Source organism: Rhizobium sp. 05L419 (genome assembly GCF_056397845.1).
In genome coordinates, this window is sequence record NZ_JBFTOF010000001.1 from 431,833 (window position 1) to 447,004 (window position 15,172).

Annotated in this window: 28 protein-coding genes; all 28 read right to left on the reverse strand. The window is 57.8% G+C overall.

Annotated features, from left to right (window positions below; genetic code table 11):
- Positions 1–106 precede the first annotated feature (106 nt).
- Positions 107–532, reverse strand: coding sequence for a 50S ribosomal protein L17 (gene rplQ / locus AC1DMK_RS02235; RefSeq protein WP_007531696.1), 426 nt, complete (start codon positions 530–532; stop codon positions 107–109).
- A gap of 45 nt (positions 533–577) precedes the next feature.
- Complete coding sequence (locus AC1DMK_RS02240; protein WP_037063320.1) at positions 578–1,588, reverse strand: DNA-directed RNA polymerase subunit alpha; 1,011 nt, start codon at positions 1,586–1,588, stop codon at positions 578–580.
- A 100-nt stretch (positions 1,589–1,688) separates the two neighbouring features.
- Positions 1,689–2,078 (reverse strand): 30S ribosomal protein S11, encoded by a 390-nt coding sequence (rpsK, locus tag AC1DMK_RS02245; RefSeq protein ID WP_003547577.1) that lies wholly within the window; start codon positions 2,076–2,078, stop codon positions 1,689–1,691.
- Positions 2,079–2,212: 134 nt separating this feature from the next.
- On the reverse strand, positions 2,213–2,581 hold the full coding sequence (gene rpsM, locus AC1DMK_RS02250; RefSeq protein WP_037063318.1) for a 30S ribosomal protein S13: 369 nt from the start codon (positions 2,579–2,581) through the stop codon (positions 2,213–2,215).
- 227 nt (positions 2,582–2,808) lie between these two features.
- Positions 2,809–3,459, reverse strand: a complete 651-nt coding sequence (locus tag AC1DMK_RS02255; RefSeq protein ID WP_037063315.1) for an adenylate kinase — start codon at positions 3,457–3,459, stop codon at positions 2,809–2,811.
- Complete coding sequence (gene secY / locus AC1DMK_RS02260; RefSeq protein ID WP_037063313.1) at positions 3,456–4,796, reverse strand: preprotein translocase subunit SecY; 1,341 nt, start codon at positions 4,794–4,796, stop codon at positions 3,456–3,458. Before secY ends, AC1DMK_RS02255 begins: the two co-directional genes overlap by 4 nt.
- A 236-nt stretch (positions 4,797–5,032) precedes the next feature.
- Positions 5,033–5,506, reverse strand: coding sequence for a 50S ribosomal protein L15 (rplO, locus tag AC1DMK_RS02265; protein ID WP_037063311.1), 474 nt, complete (start codon positions 5,504–5,506; stop codon positions 5,033–5,035).
- Positions 5,507–5,522: 16 nt separating this feature from the next.
- Positions 5,523–5,732, reverse strand: a complete 210-nt coding sequence (gene rpmD / locus AC1DMK_RS02270) for a 50S ribosomal protein L30 (RefSeq protein WP_037063309.1) — start codon at positions 5,730–5,732, stop codon at positions 5,523–5,525.
- Positions 5,733–5,746: 14 nt separating this feature from the next.
- Positions 5,747–6,316 (reverse strand): 30S ribosomal protein S5, encoded by a 570-nt coding sequence (gene rpsE, locus AC1DMK_RS02275; RefSeq protein ID WP_037063307.1) that lies wholly within the window; start codon positions 6,314–6,316, stop codon positions 5,747–5,749.
- Between the two features lie 134 nt (positions 6,317–6,450).
- Positions 6,451–6,813: a 50S ribosomal protein L18 gene (rplR, locus tag AC1DMK_RS02280; RefSeq protein ID WP_037063305.1), complete on the reverse strand. Its 363-nt coding sequence runs from the start codon at positions 6,811–6,813 to the stop codon at positions 6,451–6,453.
- 12 nt (positions 6,814–6,825) lie between these two features.
- Positions 6,826–7,359, reverse strand: a complete 534-nt coding sequence (rplF, locus tag AC1DMK_RS02285; protein WP_037063302.1) for a 50S ribosomal protein L6 — start codon at positions 7,357–7,359, stop codon at positions 6,826–6,828.
- Between the two features lie 42 nt (positions 7,360–7,401).
- On the reverse strand, positions 7,402–7,800 hold the full coding sequence (gene rpsH / locus AC1DMK_RS02290) for a 30S ribosomal protein S8 (protein WP_037063300.1): 399 nt from the start codon (positions 7,798–7,800) through the stop codon (positions 7,402–7,404).
- Positions 7,801–7,812: 12 nt separating this feature from the next.
- Complete coding sequence (rpsN, locus tag AC1DMK_RS02295) at positions 7,813–8,118, reverse strand: 30S ribosomal protein S14 (protein ID WP_057467180.1); 306 nt, start codon at positions 8,116–8,118, stop codon at positions 7,813–7,815.
- Positions 8,119–8,150: 32 nt separating this feature from the next.
- On the reverse strand, positions 8,151–8,708 hold the full coding sequence (gene rplE, locus AC1DMK_RS02300; RefSeq protein ID WP_037063297.1) for a 50S ribosomal protein L5: 558 nt from the start codon (positions 8,706–8,708) through the stop codon (positions 8,151–8,153).
- Positions 8,701–9,009, reverse strand: a complete 309-nt coding sequence (gene rplX / locus AC1DMK_RS02305; RefSeq protein WP_037063294.1) for a 50S ribosomal protein L24 — start codon at positions 9,007–9,009, stop codon at positions 8,701–8,703. Before rplX ends, rplE begins: the two co-directional genes overlap by 8 nt.
- Positions 9,010–9,021: 12 nt before the next feature.
- Positions 9,022–9,390: a 50S ribosomal protein L14 gene (rplN, locus tag AC1DMK_RS02310; protein WP_037063292.1), complete on the reverse strand. Its 369-nt coding sequence runs from the start codon at positions 9,388–9,390 to the stop codon at positions 9,022–9,024.
- 260 nt (positions 9,391–9,650) lie between these two features.
- Positions 9,651–9,890: a 30S ribosomal protein S17 gene (rpsQ, locus tag AC1DMK_RS02315; RefSeq protein WP_037063290.1), complete on the reverse strand. Its 240-nt coding sequence runs from the start codon at positions 9,888–9,890 to the stop codon at positions 9,651–9,653.
- Positions 9,891–9,894: 4 nt separating this feature from the next.
- Complete coding sequence (gene rpmC / locus AC1DMK_RS02320) at positions 9,895–10,095, reverse strand: 50S ribosomal protein L29 (protein ID WP_037063288.1); 201 nt, start codon at positions 10,093–10,095, stop codon at positions 9,895–9,897.
- 12 nt (positions 10,096–10,107) lie between these two features.
- Positions 10,108–10,521 (reverse strand): 50S ribosomal protein L16, encoded by a 414-nt coding sequence (rplP, locus tag AC1DMK_RS02325; protein ID WP_003573792.1) that lies wholly within the window; start codon positions 10,519–10,521, stop codon positions 10,108–10,110.
- A gap of 36 nt (positions 10,522–10,557) precedes the next feature.
- The gene (gene rpsC, locus AC1DMK_RS02330; RefSeq protein WP_018900270.1) at positions 10,558–11,277 is read right to left on the reverse strand and encodes a 30S ribosomal protein S3; all 720 of its coding nucleotides are present in this window, start codon (positions 11,275–11,277) and stop codon (positions 10,558–10,560) included.
- On the reverse strand, positions 11,277–11,666 hold the full coding sequence (rplV, locus tag AC1DMK_RS02335) for a 50S ribosomal protein L22 (RefSeq protein ID WP_037063285.1): 390 nt from the start codon (positions 11,664–11,666) through the stop codon (positions 11,277–11,279). Before rplV ends, rpsC begins: the two co-directional genes overlap by 1 nt.
- 1 nt (position 11,667) lies before the next feature.
- Positions 11,668–11,946: a 30S ribosomal protein S19 gene (gene rpsS, locus AC1DMK_RS02340; protein ID WP_018900272.1), complete on the reverse strand. Its 279-nt coding sequence runs from the start codon at positions 11,944–11,946 to the stop codon at positions 11,668–11,670.
- A 15-nt stretch (positions 11,947–11,961) separates the two neighbouring features.
- Positions 11,962–12,798 (reverse strand): 50S ribosomal protein L2, encoded by an 837-nt coding sequence (rplB, locus tag AC1DMK_RS02345; RefSeq protein WP_037063282.1) that lies wholly within the window; start codon positions 12,796–12,798, stop codon positions 11,962–11,964.
- 11 nt (positions 12,799–12,809) lie between these two features.
- A complete protein-coding gene (locus AC1DMK_RS02350) occupies positions 12,810–13,103 on the reverse strand; it encodes a 50S ribosomal protein L23 (RefSeq protein WP_037063279.1) in 294 nt (97 codons plus the stop codon).
- The gene (gene rplD / locus AC1DMK_RS02355) at positions 13,100–13,720 is read right to left on the reverse strand and encodes a 50S ribosomal protein L4 (protein WP_037063276.1); all 621 of its coding nucleotides are present in this window, start codon (positions 13,718–13,720) and stop codon (positions 13,100–13,102) included. The genes AC1DMK_RS02350 and rplD overlap by 4 nt, the downstream gene beginning before the upstream one ends.
- Before the next feature lie 13 nt (positions 13,721–13,733).
- Positions 13,734–14,375: a 50S ribosomal protein L3 gene (gene rplC, locus AC1DMK_RS02360; RefSeq protein ID WP_037063273.1), complete on the reverse strand. Its 642-nt coding sequence runs from the start codon at positions 14,373–14,375 to the stop codon at positions 13,734–13,736.
- A 34-nt stretch (positions 14,376–14,409) separates the two neighbouring features.
- Positions 14,410–14,718, reverse strand: a complete 309-nt coding sequence (rpsJ, locus tag AC1DMK_RS02365; RefSeq protein ID WP_003547547.1) for a 30S ribosomal protein S10 — start codon at positions 14,716–14,718, stop codon at positions 14,410–14,412.
- 310 nt (positions 14,719–15,028) lie between these two features.
- A partial coding sequence (locus AC1DMK_RS02370; protein ID WP_477856899.1) for an EF-Tu C-terminal domain-related protein occupies positions 15,029–15,172 on the reverse strand: 144 nt, incomplete at its 5' end.

The window sequence follows — 15,172 nt, forward strand, 5'->3', positions numbered from 1 at the left end:
CTGTCCCGTGTGTTTCATAGAAACGACCGTGCGCCAAAAGCATGCGCAAACGAAAACAGCCGGGCTTCGCAGCCCGGCTGTTTTGTTTCCGGCGAACCGGAAAGGATCAGGCAGCTTCAGCAGCAGCGGCTTCGGCTTCAACGCGAGCCTTGTCGGCTGCGCCCTTGGCGTAGGTGTCGCGGTCAACGAATTCGATGACTGCGAGAGCAGCGTTGTCGCCCTGGCGGAAGCCAGCCTTCATGATGCGCAGGTAGCCGCCGTTGCGGGTTGCGTAGCGCGAAGCGATCGTGTCGAAGAGCTTCGAAACAACAGCGGCGTCGCGGATCTGCGAGATCGCCTGACGACGAGCATGCAGGTCGCCGCGCTTGCCGAGGGTTACGAGCTTTTCAACGATCGGACGGATTTCCTTTGCCTTCGGCAAGGTCGTCACGATCTGCTCATGGGTGATGAGCGAAGCCGCCATGTTGGCAAACATTGCCTTGCGGTGGCTAGCAGTTCTATTCAGCTTGCGGCCGGCTTTACCGTGGCGCATTGCTATTCTCCTTCACATGCAGGCATCTCGCCCGCCGTTTGAACGTTAGTATTGGTCTTCGTAGCGCTTTGCGAGATCTTCGATGTTCTCAGGCGGCCATGCCGGCACTTCCATGCCGAGGTGCAGACCCATGGAAGCGAGAACTTCCTTGATTTCGTTCAGCGACTTGCGACCAAAATTCGGCGTGCGGAGCATTTCTGCTTCGGTCTTCTGAATGAGGTCGCCGATGTAGACGATGTTGTCGTTCTTCAGGCAGTTTGCCGAGCGAACAGACAGTTCGAGTTCGTCCACCTTCTTCAGGAGAGCCGGGTTGAAAGCGAGTTCAGTGACTGCTTCCTCTTCGGTTTCCTTCTGCGGCTCGTCGAAGTTGACGAACACGCCGAGCTGATCCTGGAGGATGCGAGCCGCAAACGCGACAGCATCTTCGCCGGTGATCGAACCGTCGGTTTCGATCGTCATGTTCAGCTTGTCGTAGTCGAGAACCTGTCCTTCGCGGGTATTTTCAACCTTGTAGGACACCTTCTTGACCGGCGAATAAAGGCTGTCGACCGGGATGAGACCGATCGGAGCATCTTCCGCACGATTGCGATCGGCCGGGACGTAGCCCTTACCGTTGTTGACCGTGAATTCCATACGGATTTCGGCGCCCTCGTCGAGCGTGCAGATGACATGCTCGGGGTTGAGGATTTCGATATCACCGACCGTCTGGATGTCGCCAGCCGTTACAACGCCCGGGCCTTGCTTACGCACGACCATGCGCTTTGCGTCATCGCCATCCATCTTGATGGCGATTTCCTTGATGTTGAGGACGATGTCCGTAACGTCTTCGCGGACGCCAGGAATCGACGAGAATTCATGCAGCACGCCATCGATCTGCACGGCCGTCACTGCGGCGCCGCGCAGCGAGGACAGCAGAACGCGGCGAAGCGCGTTGCCGAGGGTGAGGCCGAAACCGCGCTCCAGCGGCTCTGCTACCAGCGTCGCCTTGATGCGCGAGCTCGAAGAGAACTCGACCTTGTTCGGCTTGATCAATTCCTGCCAGTTTTTCTGAATCATATTTTTGCCTTCCGTTCGTTGCCACCATCCAATCGTGGCAACCGAGCTTGAGAAGCACCGGGAACGACAAACCGCCCACCGGTGTTGTGAATGGCGATGATCAGACGCGGCGCTTCTTGCGCGGGCGGCAGCCATTGTGCGGGATCGGCGTCACGTCGCGGATGGACGTGATCATGAAGCCAGCAGCCTGGAGCGCGCGCAGAGCGGATTCACGACCGGAACCCGGACCGCAAACTTCGACTTCCAGCGACTTCATGCCATGTTCCTGAGCCTTCTTAGCGCAGTCTTCAGCAGCGATCTGAGCAGCGAACGGGGTCGACTTGCGCGAGCCCTTGAAGCCCTTGGCGCCAGCAGACGACCAGGCAATCGCGTTGCCCTGTGCATCGGTGATGGTGATCATGGTGTTGTTGAACGTCGAGTTGACGTGGGCAACACCCGACGAAATGTTTTTACGTTCGCGACGGCGAACGCGCACGGCTTCCTTGGCCATTTAAATCCCTTTCTTGGATCTCTTCACCGCCGTAATGCCAGCGGCTACACCGGAACGAGACCTTGCGGCCCTGCCCGAAACTCAAAAGAGGCCGGCGCAGACCGCCAGCCCCCTCATCTCCGGTTTCCCGGAAATTACTTCTTCTTACCAGCGATCGCCTTTGCAGGACCCTTGCGGGTACGAGCATTGGTGTGCGTCCGCTGACCGCGGACCGGCAGCCCGCGGCGATGACGCAGACCGCGGTAGCAGCCCAGGTCCATCAGACGCTTGATGTTCATCGAGGTTTCGCGACGCAGGTCGCCTTCAACCTGATAATCGCGATCGATGGTTTCGCGGATCTGCAGGACCTCAGCGTCAGTCAGCTGATTTACACGACGATCAGCCGGAATACCGACCTTCTCGACGATCTCCTGTGCGAATTTCGAACCAATCCCGTGAATATACGTCAGCGCAATAACAACGCGCTTTGCAGTCGGGATGTTGACGCCAGCGATACGTGCCACGCCTATTCTCCTTGCGTTCCAGTTGCCATCCGGCAAGAGGCTTTTCGTTAGGCAGCCGGGAATGGCCGCTCGTTCAGATTTGGGTTCGTACATGTCAAAACGACCGAACCCGGAATTCCATTTTAGGAAGTCCGCGCCGATCGCATTAGATGTCGCGAGTTGGCGCGGTGTTTAACGGAATCAGTGCCGAAAAGCAACCGTTCCCGCCAAGTTTTATTTCCGAAGGTTCAAAGCTTCGAAAGAATTGCCTCGATCTCGCTGGTGACGTGATCGATATCCGCCATGCCGTCCACCGACTTCAACTTGCCCTTGGCATAGTAGTAGCCGATCAGCGGCGACGTTTCCTTGTAATAGGCACCGAGACGGGTGACGACCGTTTCCCGGTTGTCGTCGGGGCGACGCTTGAAGTGAGTCGAACCGCAACGGTCACAGACCCCTTCCACCTTCGGCTTTACGTTGGTGTCGTGGTACCCGGCACCACAGTTGGCGCAGGTATAGCGACCCGAAACACGGTCCGCCAGGATATTGTCGTCCACTTGGATTTCAATGACCGTAGACAGTTCGATGCCCTTGCCTTTCAGCATGGTTTCGGTCGCATCGGCTTGGACCAGAGTCCGTGGAAAACCGTCAAGGATAAAGCCCTTGGAGCAATCCGGCGCATCGAGCCGCTCTGAGACGATGGCATTGACGATTTCGTCGGAGACAAGCTTGCCGGCGTCCATGACGGCCTTTGCACGCTTGCCAACCTCTGTGCCTGCCGCCACGGCCGCACGAAGCATATCGCCCGTGGAAAGTTGCGGAATACCGTACTTCTCCACGATCCGCTGGGCTTGGGTCCCCTTACCCGCGCCCGGCGGCCCTAACAGTATAAGTCTCATCGCCCCCTCTTTCCTCCACGCAGCTTCGATTTCTTGATCAGGCCTTCGTACTGCTGTGCGATCAGGTGACCTTGAATCTGCGCCACCGTATCGAGAGTTACGCTAACCACGATCAAAAGCGAAGTGCCACCGAGAGACAATGGAATGCCCGTTTGCGACACCAGAATTTCCGGCAGAATGCACACGAAGACGAGGTAGATCGCGCCGATGACCGTAATGCGGGTCAGGACGTAGTCGATGTATTCCGCGGTCCGCTCGCCCGGCCGAATGCCGGGGATGAAGCCGCCGTGCTTCTTCAGATTGTCGGCCGTGTCCTTCGGATTGAAGACAATGGCCGTATAGAAGAAGGCAAAGAAGGCGATCAGCAGACCGTAGAGGAGCATGTAGAGCGGCTGGCCGTGACCGAGTGCAGCCACGATGGACGTTGCCCATGCCGGCAGAGCCGTGGTGTTGGCAAAGCCTGCAACGGTGGCCGGAAGCAACAGCAGCGAGGAAGCGAAGATCGCCGGGATGACGCCGGAGGTGTTGAGCTTCAGCGGAAGATGCGAGGTATCGCCCTGGAACATGCGGTTGCCGACCTGGCGCTTCGGATACTGGATCAGAAGGCGGCGCTGGGCTCGCTCAACGAAGACGATGACCGCGATGACCGCGATCGCAACGATGATAACCGCAAGAATCAGCGTCGTCGACAGTGCACCGGTACGGCCGAGTTCAAGGGTGCCAGCGAGAGCGGTCGGAAGGCCCGCAGCGATGCCAGCGAAGATGATGAGCGAAATGCCGTTGCCGATGCCACGCGAGGTGATCTGCTCGCCGAGCCACATCAGGAACATCGTGCCGCCGAGCAGCGTGATGACGGTGGAAACGCGGAAGAAGATGCCGGGATCAACCACGAGACCGTTGCCGCTCTCGAGCCCGACGGAAATGCCGTAGGCCTGGAGGGCACCGAGAAGCACGGTGCCGTAGCGGGTGTACTGGTTGATGATCTTGCGACCCTGCTCGCCTTCCTTCTTCAGGTTTTCGAGCGCCGGTACGACCGACGTCATCAGCTGCACGATAATCGAAGCGGAGATGTAGGGCATGATGCCGAGCGCGAAGATCGCCATACGCTGTACAGCGCCGCCCGAAAACATGTTGAAGAGACCGAGTATGCCACCGGACTGGCCGCGGAATGCCTGGGCGTAGGCTTCTGGATTGAGACCCGGGAGCGGAATATGCGTACCCAACCGGTACACGAGGAGAGCTGCCAGTGTGAACCACAGGCGCTTCTTGAGATCCTCGGCTTTGGCGAAGGTCGAGAAATTAAGGTTGGAAGCCAACTGTTCCGCTGCAGACGCCATACGATTCTCCGCGCTGCCAATTTCGGATCCAAATCAAGCGAGCTGGACCCCGAATCAGCATTCTGAATTATTCAAAAGCGGGTTTCGGACGGATTGCGGGCGCAACCTATGCCTCACCCTTGTTTTTAGTCCTACCGTCCCTGACGCACGTGCGTCCAGCCGGTTTTTGTGAGGCTCACATATGGGAGCAAAATCGCCCGGTGTGAAGCACCCCGGGCGACTTATCATAGATTATATTATTCCGCAGCTGCGGCAGAAAGAAGCGTGACGGAACCGCCAGCCTTTTCAATCTTTTCGACAGCCGGCTTGGAAGCGCCGGCAACTTCGAACTTGACCTTTGCCTTCAGCTCACCATCACCGAGAACGCGAACGCCGTCCTTGATGCGGCGGATAACGCCGGCAGCCTTGAGAGCTGCTGCGTCGACTGTCGACTTGGCGTCGAGTTTGCCAGCATCGATCGCTGCCTGAACACGCTCCAGGGACACGACAACGAAGTCGGCCTTGAAGATGTTGTTGAAGCCGCGCTTCGGCAGACGACGGTAGATCGGCATCTGACCGCCTTCAAAGCCGTTGATGGCGACGCCGGAACGGGACTTCTGACCCTTTACACCGCGACCACCAGTCTTGCCCGAGCCCGAACCAATACCGCGGCCGAGGCGCTTGCGGCTGTGGGTCGAACCTTCGTTGTCTTTAATTTCATTGAGTTTCATAGCGAATACTCCCGGCTTACTTCTCGTCGACGACGCGAACGAGATGCTGGACAGCACGGATCATGCCGCGAACGGAAGGCGTATCTTCCAGCGTGCGACGACGGTGCATCTTGTTCAGTCCGAGACCGATCAGCGTACGCTGCTGGTAGTCCGGACGGCGAATCGGGCTGCCGATCTGTTCGACAGTCACCGTCTTCGCTTCAGTCTTCTTGGTAGCCTTAGCCATCTGTCAGACTCCTCTTATTCTTCAGAGGCGTTGCCGGAAGCGGCACGGCGAGCTTGAAGCGTTGCATACTTGATGCCGCGCTGTGCTGCGATGTCCTTCGGGTGCACCTGGTGCTTCAGAGCGTCGAAGGTAGCGCGAACCATGTTGTATGGGTTCGAGGAACCAGTCGACTTGGCGACAACGTCGTGAACGCCGAGCGTTTCGAAAACAGCGCGCATCGGACCACCGGCGATGATACCGGTACCAACCTTGGCCGAACGAAGCAGAACCTTGCCGGCGCCATGGCGACCATTGACGTCGTGATGCAGCGTACGGCCGTCACGCAGCGGTACAAAGATCAGTTCGCGCTTGGCAGCTTCAGTCGCCTTGCGGATTGCTTCCGGCACTTCGCGCGCCTTGCCGTGACCAAAGCCAACGCGGCCCTTCTGGTCACCTACAACGACGAGAGCGGCGAAACCGAAACGGCGGCCACCCTTTACGACCTTGGCAACGCGATTGATCGCGACCAGCTTGTCGACGAATTCGCTATCGCGTTCCTCGCGGTTCTGGCGATCGTCGCGAGAACCTCTTCTTTCCTGTGCCATTGTCCTTTTCCTTTTTCTTTTCCGGGTGCAAACGGCAAACAAAACGAAGACCGCATCAACCTCCTCCTAAGAAAAGTGTTTGCGGTCCGGTGAAAATCCGGCCGGCACCTTGTAGGTCCGGCCGGAAATCTTAATCAGAAGGTCAGGCCGCCTTCGCGGGCTGCATCTGCCAGAGCCTTGATACGGCCGTGATAGATGAAGGCGCCACGGTCGAATACGACCTCATTGACGCCAGCCTTGGAGGCGCGCTCAGCAACCAGCTTGCCTACGAGGGCAGCTGCAGCTGTGTCAGCACCGGTCTTCAGAGAACCGCGCAGATCCTTATCGAGGGTCGAGGCAGACGCGAGCGTCTTACCAGCAACATCATCGATAACCTGAGCGTAGATGTTCTTCGAGGAGCGATGAACCGACAGGCGCGGACGGCCATTGGCCACCGACTTGAGTTGACGGCGCACGCGGTTGGCACGACGTGCAAGTGCTTCTTTCCTGCTAGCCATTTCGCGTGATCCTTACTTCTTCTTGCCTTCTTTGCGAACAATCCGTTCGCCGGCATACTTGACGCCCTTGCCCTTGTAAGGCTCAGGACCGCGATACTCGCGGATTTCAGCGGCAACCTGACCGACCTGCTGCTTATTGATGCCAGTGACAACAATTTCGGTCGGCTTCGGAACAGCAATCGAGATGCCCTGCGGGGGCTCATAGATCACGTCGTGGCTGAAACCGAGCGCGAGCTGCAGGTTCTTGCCTTGGAGCGTTGCGCGGTAACCAACGCCGCTGATTTCGAGCTTGCGCTCATAGCCGTCCTTAACGCCCGTGAAGATGTTTTCGATCATCGTGCGGGACATGCCCCACTTCGAACGAGCATCCTTCGACTGCGTCAGCGGCGTGACTACAACCGCATTGTTTTCGAGCTTAACGCCGACTTCGTCATTTGCGACGAAGAACAGCTCGCCCTTCGGGCCCTTTGCAGTGACCTTCTGGCCTTCGACCGTAGCCGTAATCCCAGCAGGTACCTGAACGGGTTTCTTACCGATACGAGACATGTTTCAATCCTGTCTGTTCGCTATGGAGATCGATGCTCAATCTTAGAAGACCGAGCAAAGAACCTCACCACCAACGTTCTGTTCGCGAGCCTGGTGATCTGCCATCACACCCTTCGGAGTCGAAAGGATAGTGATGCCGAGACCGTTCGCGACCTGCGGAATGGACTTGACCGAGACATAAACCCGGCGGCCCGGCTTAGACACACGGCCGATCTCACGGATCACCGATGCGCCTTCATAGTATTTCAGCTCGATGCTGATTTCAGACTTGCCATTGCCAAAATCGACAAGGGAGTAGCCACGGATGTAGCCTTCAGCCTGAAGAACATCGAGAACGCGTGCACGGAGCTTCGAAGCAGGCGTCGAAACCGACGACTTGCGGCGAGAAGCGCCGTTGCGGATGCGAGTGAGCATATCGCCCAACGGATCAGTCATTGTCATCTAACCTGCTCCTTACCAGCTCGACTTGACGATGCCCGGCACCTTGCCGAGATTGCCGAGTTCACGCAGCGCGATACGCGACATGCGCAGTTTGCGGTAGTATGCGCGCGGACGGCCCGATACTTCACAACGGTTGCGAATACGGGTTTTCGATCCATCGCGCGGCAGGGATGCCAGCTTGATCGAGGCCTTGAACCGCTCTTCGATCGGAAGAGCCTGGTTCATGATGATCGCTTTCAACTCAGCCCGCTTAGCGGCGTGGTTTGCGACCGTAATACGGCGGCGCTTGTTCTTTTCAACTGCGCTTGTCTTCGCCATGTGTGGTTCCTTTTCTACGCTCGTCGTTACGGTTACTGACGGAACGGGAAGTTGAACTCTGTCAAGAGAGCTCGCGCTTCGTCGTCCTTGGTGGCCGTCGTGCAAACGATGATGTCCATGCCCCACATCTGATCAACCTTATCATAGTTGATTTCTGGGAACACAATGTGCTCCTTGATGCCCATGGCGAAGTTGCCACGGCCGTCAAAGCTTTTCGGGTTCAGGCCACGAAAGTCGCGAACGCGCGGAAGCGCGATGTTGATCAGACGGTCCAGGAACTCGTACATGCGAGCGCCGCGCAGGGTAACCTTTGCGCCGATCGGCATATCTTCGCGGAGCTTGAAGCCAGCGATAGAGTTGCGTGCACGGGTGATGACCGGCTTCTGACCAGCGATAGCGGCCAGGTCAGCTGCAGCAACAGACGGCTTCTTCGAGTCTGCCGTTGCTTCACCAACACCCATGTTGATCACGATTTTGTCGAGCTTGGGGATCTGCATCTCGTTGGCGAAGGAGAACTTCTCCTGCATCGCCGCACGAATGCGCTCGACATATTCCTTCTTGAGCCGCGGCTCATACTTTGCGTCAGCCATCGATCACATCTCCAGAACGCTTGGCCACACGGACCTTCTTGCCATCAACAACCTTGAAACCAACGCGGGTCGGCTTGCCGTCCTTGTCGATGATCGAGACGTTGGACAAGTGAACCGAGGCTTCCTTGCTGATGATGCCGGCTTCCTGGGTCTGCGTCTGGCGCTGGTGGCGCTTTACGACGTTGACGCCACGAACTACGGCGCGATCTTCCTTGGGCAGAACCTGGAGGACTTCGCCAGTGCGGCCCTTGTCCTTGCCTGCGAGCATGACGACCGTGTCGCCCTTACGAATCTTTTGCATCGTTCGCGCTCCTTACAGTACTTCTGGAGCGAGCGAGATGATCTTCATGTGGTTCTTGGCGCGAAGTTCGCGCGGAACCGGTCCGAAGATACGAGTGCCGATCGGCTCTTTCTTGTTGTCGATGAGGACTGCTGCATTGGTGTCGAAGCGGATGACACTGCCATCAACGCGACGGATTTCCTTGGCGGTACGAACGACGACCGCCTTCATCACGTCACCCTTCTTCACGCGGCCACGCGGGATCGCTTCCTTGATCGATACGACGATAATGTCGCCGATCGAGGCATACTTGCGCTTTGAGCCGCCCAGCACCTTGATGCACATGACACGACGTGCGCCGGAATTATCCGCCACGTCGAGGTTTGTTTGCATCTGAATCATATCAGGTCGCCTTCTTGGTTTACCGGAATGGTTGGGCTTGCGCCCCCTACCCCGGCTTATGAAAATTGTCAGCCGGCCGCTTGCCAAGACAGCAGGCGAAAACACGGCAATAGCTTGAATAGCGCGGGATCGATCGTGCCAGGGTGGTTTCCCAACGGGACCTTCCGTGCGCTCAAAGCAAAAGAACGCTCGACGAACGAGCGTTCTGACGCTGCTTCATACAGATATTTCCGCGAGACGCAAGGCCTCGCGCAAAAATCTTACTTGCTCTGGGCGGAAACGACCGTCCAGCGCTTGTCCTTGGAGATCGGTGCGCATTCCTCGATGGAAACGGCGTCGCCGATTTTGTACTGGTTGGTTTCGTCGTGGGCCTTGTACTTCTTGGAACGACGAACGGTCTTCTGGAGCAGCGGATGAGCGAAACGACGCTCAACGCGAACGACTACAGTCTTTTCGTTCTTGTCGCCAACGACGACGCCCTGCAGGATGCGCTTCGGCATATTCTTAGGCCTTTGCTTCTGCCGCCTTCTGGCGGGCAATGGTTTTCACGCGGGCGATGTCTTTACGGACTTCGTTGACGCGGGAGGACTTTTCGAGCTGACCGGTGGCCTTCTGGAAGCGCAGGTTGAACTGCTCTTTCTTCAGGTCGGCAAGCTTGTCCTTGAGCTGATCGGCCGTCAGGCCGCGAACTTCATCGGCTTTCATGTGCCTTGCTCCTTACTCTGCAATGCGCTGTACGAAGCGCGTCTTGACCGAGAGCTTGGCAGAGCCAAGACGAAGAGCTTCGCGAGCGATCTCTTCGCTGACGCCGTCGATCTCGAACATCATGCGGCCTGGCTTGACCTTGCATGCCCAATATTCAACGGAGCCCTTACCCTTACCCATACGGACTTCGGTCGGCTTTGCGGTTACCGGAACATCCGGGAACACGCGGATCCATACACGGCCGGCGCGCTTCATGTAGCGCGTGATCGCGCGGCGAGCCGCTTCGATCTCGCGTGCATTGACGCGGTTCGGCTCTTGAGCCTTAAGGCCGAATTCGCCGAATGCGAGGTCTGAACCACCCTTGGCGACGCCCTTGATGCGGCCCTTAAATTGCTTGCGGTACTTGGTACGCTTTGGCTGCAACATTTTCTTATTCTCCGAACTTATCTGCCACCAACGCTATTAAGCGTTGTCGCGGCGACGATCGCGATCACGGCTAGCCGGACCCTGAGCGTCACCCTCGAGTGCGCGGCGCTCGGAGGCCATCGGATCGTGCTCAAGGATTTCGCCCTTGAAGATCCAAACCTTGATGCCGCAAATACCGAAAGCGGTTTCCGCTTCAGCTGTGCCGTAGTCGATGTCAGCGCGCAGCGTATGCAGCGGAACGCGACCTTCGCGATACCACTCCGTACGGGCGATTTCAGCACCGCCGAGACGGCCTGCGCAGGTGATCTTGATGCCTTCGGCGCCAAGACGCATTGCAGACTGAACGGCACGCTTCATGGCGCGACGGAAAGCAACACGACGCTCGAGCTGCTGAGCGATCGACTGGGCGACCAGAACAGCGTCGACTTCCGGCTTGCGAACTTCAACGATGTTGAGGTGCGTTTCGGAATTCGTCATGTCCGACAGCTTCTTGCGGAGCTTGTCGATGTCCGCGCCTTTCTTGCCGATGATCAGGCCCGGACGGGCCGAGTGGATCGTGACGCGGCACTTCTTGTGCGGACGCTCGATAACCACCTTCGAAATACCGGCCTGCTTCAGTTCGCTCATCACGAACTTGCGCATCTTCAGGTCTTCGTGAAGCAGCTGACCATACTCGGCATTGTCCGCAAACCAGCGGCTATCCCAGGTACGGTTGATGCCAAGACGGAAACCGATTGGATTGATTTTCTGACCCATTATGCGGCCTCCTCTTGTGCCTGCACTTCGCGGACAACGATCGTGAGGTGAGCAAACGGCTTCTCAACGCGAGATGCACGGCCACGGCCACGAGCGTGGAAACGCTTCATGACGATCGACTTGCCGACGTAGGCTTCCGCCACGACCAGAGAGTCAACGTCGAGATCATGGTTGTTCTCGGCGTTGGCGATTGCAGATTCAAGCGTCTTCTTGACAGCACCTGCAATGCGCTTGCGGGAGAATTCCAGCTCAGCGAGTGCACGCTCGACCTTCTTGCCGCGGATAGCCGCAGCAACGAGGTTGAGCTTCTGTGGGCTGACGCGGAGCGTGCGGGCGACTGCTTGCGCCTCGTTGTCCTTCAGCCGGCGTTCGGCTTTTGCCTTGCCCATTTTACTTCCTCTTTGCCTTCTTGTCCGCACCGTGACCGTAGTAGGTACGGGTCGGAGAGAATTCACCGAATTTGTGGCCGACCATGTCTTCATTGACGTTGACCGGAATATGCTTGCTGCCGTTGTAGACGCCGAAGGTGAGACCGACGAACTGCGGCAGGATCGTGGAGCGACGGCTCCAGATCTTGATTACTTCTGCACGTCCGCCTTCACGAACCTTCTCAGCCTTCTTGAGAAGATAGCCGTCAACGAACGGACCTTTCCATACTGAACGAGCCATTGGAGACTTCCTCTCTTACTTCTTACGCTGATGACGCGAGCGCATGATCATCTTGTCGGTCGACTTGTTAGACCGTGTGCGCTTGCCCTTGGTCGGCTTGCCCCACGGAGTAACCGGATGACGACCACCAGATGTGCGACCTTCACCACCACCGTGCGGGTGGTCAACCGGGTTCATGACGACGCCGCGGTTATGCGGACGCTTGCCGCGCCAAACAGTACGACCGGCCTTGCCGTCATTGATGTTGGCGTGGTCCGGGTTCGAAACCGCACCGATTGAAGCAAGGCAGGTGCCGTGCACGAGGCGCTGTTCACCGGAGTTCAGGCGAAGGATCGCCATGCCCTGGTCGCGGCCCACGAGCTGTGCGTAGGAACCGGCAGAACGGGCGATCTGACCGCCCTTGCCCGGCTTCATTTCCACGTTATGGATGATGGAGCCGACCGGGATGAACTGCAGCGGCATCGTGTTGCCTGGCTTCACGTCAACAGCCTTTTCAGAGGCGATAACCTTGTCGCCTGCAGCAAGGCGCTGCGGAGCGATAATGTAGGCCTGTTCGCCGTCAGCGTAGCTGATGAGCGCGATGAACGCCGTACGATTGGGGTCGTATTCGATACGCTCGACCGTGCCTTCTACGTCGAACTTGCGACGCTTGAAGTCGATCAGACGATAAGTGCGCTTGTGACCGCCGCCGATGAAGCGGGCGGTGATGCGGCCGAGGTTGTTACGACCGCCGCTCTTGGTCAGACCTTCCGTCAGCGCCTTGACCGGCTTGCCCTTGTAGAGCGAGGAGCGATCGACGATGACCAGCTGACGCTGGCTCGGGGTTGTAGGATTGAATGTTTTCAATGCCATTTTTTTATTCCTCAGAGACCGGTGGAGACGTCGATCGTCTGGCCTTCAGCCAAAGTCACGATTGCCTTCTTCACGTCCTTCTGCTTGCCGACAAAACCACGGAAACGCTTGGTCTTGCCCTTGCGGAGCAGAGTGTTGACGGCCGTGACCTTGACGCCGAAGAGCGCCTCGACTGCAGCCTTGATTTCCGGCTTCGACGCCGTCTTGGCGACATTGAAAACAACCTGGTTGTTTTCGGATACCAGAGTGGACTTTTCGGTGATCGCCGGCGAGACGATCACATCATAGTGGCGAAGATCGGTCACTTGAAACGCTCCTCTAGAGCTTCAACGGCAGCCTTGGAAAGCACGAGCTTGCCACGGCGCACGATGTCATAAACGTTGATGCCCTGGATCGGCAGAACATCGATGTTCGGGATGTTCTTTGCTGCGAGCTTGAAGTTGCCATCAAGCTCAGCGCCACCGATGAAGAGGGCGTTGGTCAGGCCGAGCGTCTCGAAAACCGATGCCAGCGCCTTTGTCTTTGCTTCAGCAGCAACCAGGTTGTCGATGATGATGACATCATCGGACTTCAGCTTCGCCGAAAGTGCGAGACGCAGACCGAGAGCGCGAACCTTCTTGGGAAGGTCGTGTTCGTGGCTGCGAACAACCGGGCCGTGAGCCTTACCACCGCCGCGGAACTGCGGAGCACGAGCCGAATGGTGACGAGCGCGGCCCGTACCCTTCTGCTTGTACATCTTGGCACCTGTGCGCCATACTTCGGCGCGGCCCTTGGCCTTGTGCGTGCCCTGCTGCTTCTTGGCAAGCTGCCAGCGAATGACGCGGGCAAGAATGTCTTCACGAGGCTCGAGGCCGAAAATCGCGTCAGAAAGAGAAACCTTCCCTGCGTCTTTTCCCTCGAGGGTCTTGACGTTGAATTCCATTGGTCTGGCTCCCTTACTTCGCGGCCGACTTGACGGCGTCGCGCACAATGATCCAGGCACCCTTGGAACCGGGTACTGCACCCTTGATCAGGATCAGACCGCGATCTTCATCGGTCGAAACCACTTCAAGGTTCTGAGTCGTAACGCGCGTCTGGCCCATGTGACCAGCCATCTTCTTGTTCTTGAAAACCTTGCCCGGATCCTGACGCGAGCCAGTAGAACCGTGCGAGCGGTGCGAAACCGACACACCGTGCGTGGCACGGAGACCGCCGAAGCCGTGGCGCTTCATGGCGCCGGCAAAGCCCTTACCAATCGTCGTGCCGGTGACATCGACGAGCTGTCCGGCGGCGAAGTGGCCAGCCTTGATCTCGGTGCCGACGTCGAGCAGGTTGTCTTCCGTGACACGGAATTCAGCAAGCTTCGCCTTCGGCTCGACGTTGGCAATAGCGAAATTGCCGCGCATTGCCTTCGACGTATTCTTGACCTTTGCCGTGCCAGCACCAAGCTGGACTGCGGCGTAGCCATTCTTTTCTACTGTGCGCTGGGCTACAACCTGGCAGCCTTCCATACGCAGTACGGTAACCGGAACATGTTCGCCGGCGTCGTTGTAGACGCGGGTCATGCCCACCTTTTGTGCAATCACACCTGAACGCATCGGTTCAATCCTTCCAACTCAGCTCGAGCAGGGCTCAGAGCTTGATCTCAACATCGACACCAGCGGCGAGATCGAGCTTCATCAGCGCGTCTACCGTCTGCGGTGTCGGGTCAACGATGTCGAGAAGGCGCTTGTGTGTGCGCATCTCGAACTGCTCGCGGCTCTTCTTGTCGATGTGTGGGGACCGGTTAACCGTAAACTTCTCGATGCGAGTCGGAAGCGGAACGGGGCCCCGGACGCTAGCTCCGGTGCGCTTCGCCGTCGACACGATCTCGCGCGTCGAAGCGTCGAGAATGCGGTGATCGAACGCCTTCAGGCGAATGCGGATATTTTGGCCGTTCATTCGACGTTATCCTTGTGTTTGTTATCCCACGTGCCTTCGGATAGGCACGGGCTGTTTTTATTCCTAAGGCGGACCACCGGTTTCAAAGATCGAGAGAGACGCCGGGCTGCGGTGTCCCTATCCAGTCTTCAGGCCTTCCAGCCCACCTTATTGTTTGCTGTAGTCACCCGCATCGATAAACGAAGCAGGGCGCAAATAGCGCTCGCGCGCCATTTGCAACATTTCTTTGTAATAAGCAAGCGGCCAAGACCGCCTGCATCATAATATTGTCATCGAATCGGCCGCTCGGGTGGAGCGGCCGTTCTGAAGATTACTCGACGATCGAGGCAACGATGCCGGCGCCGACGGTACGGCCGCCTTCGCGGATCGCGAAGCGCAGCTTTTCTTCCATCGCGATCGGAACGATCAGCTCGACGGCAACGGTGACGTTGTCGCCARGCATAACCATTTCCGT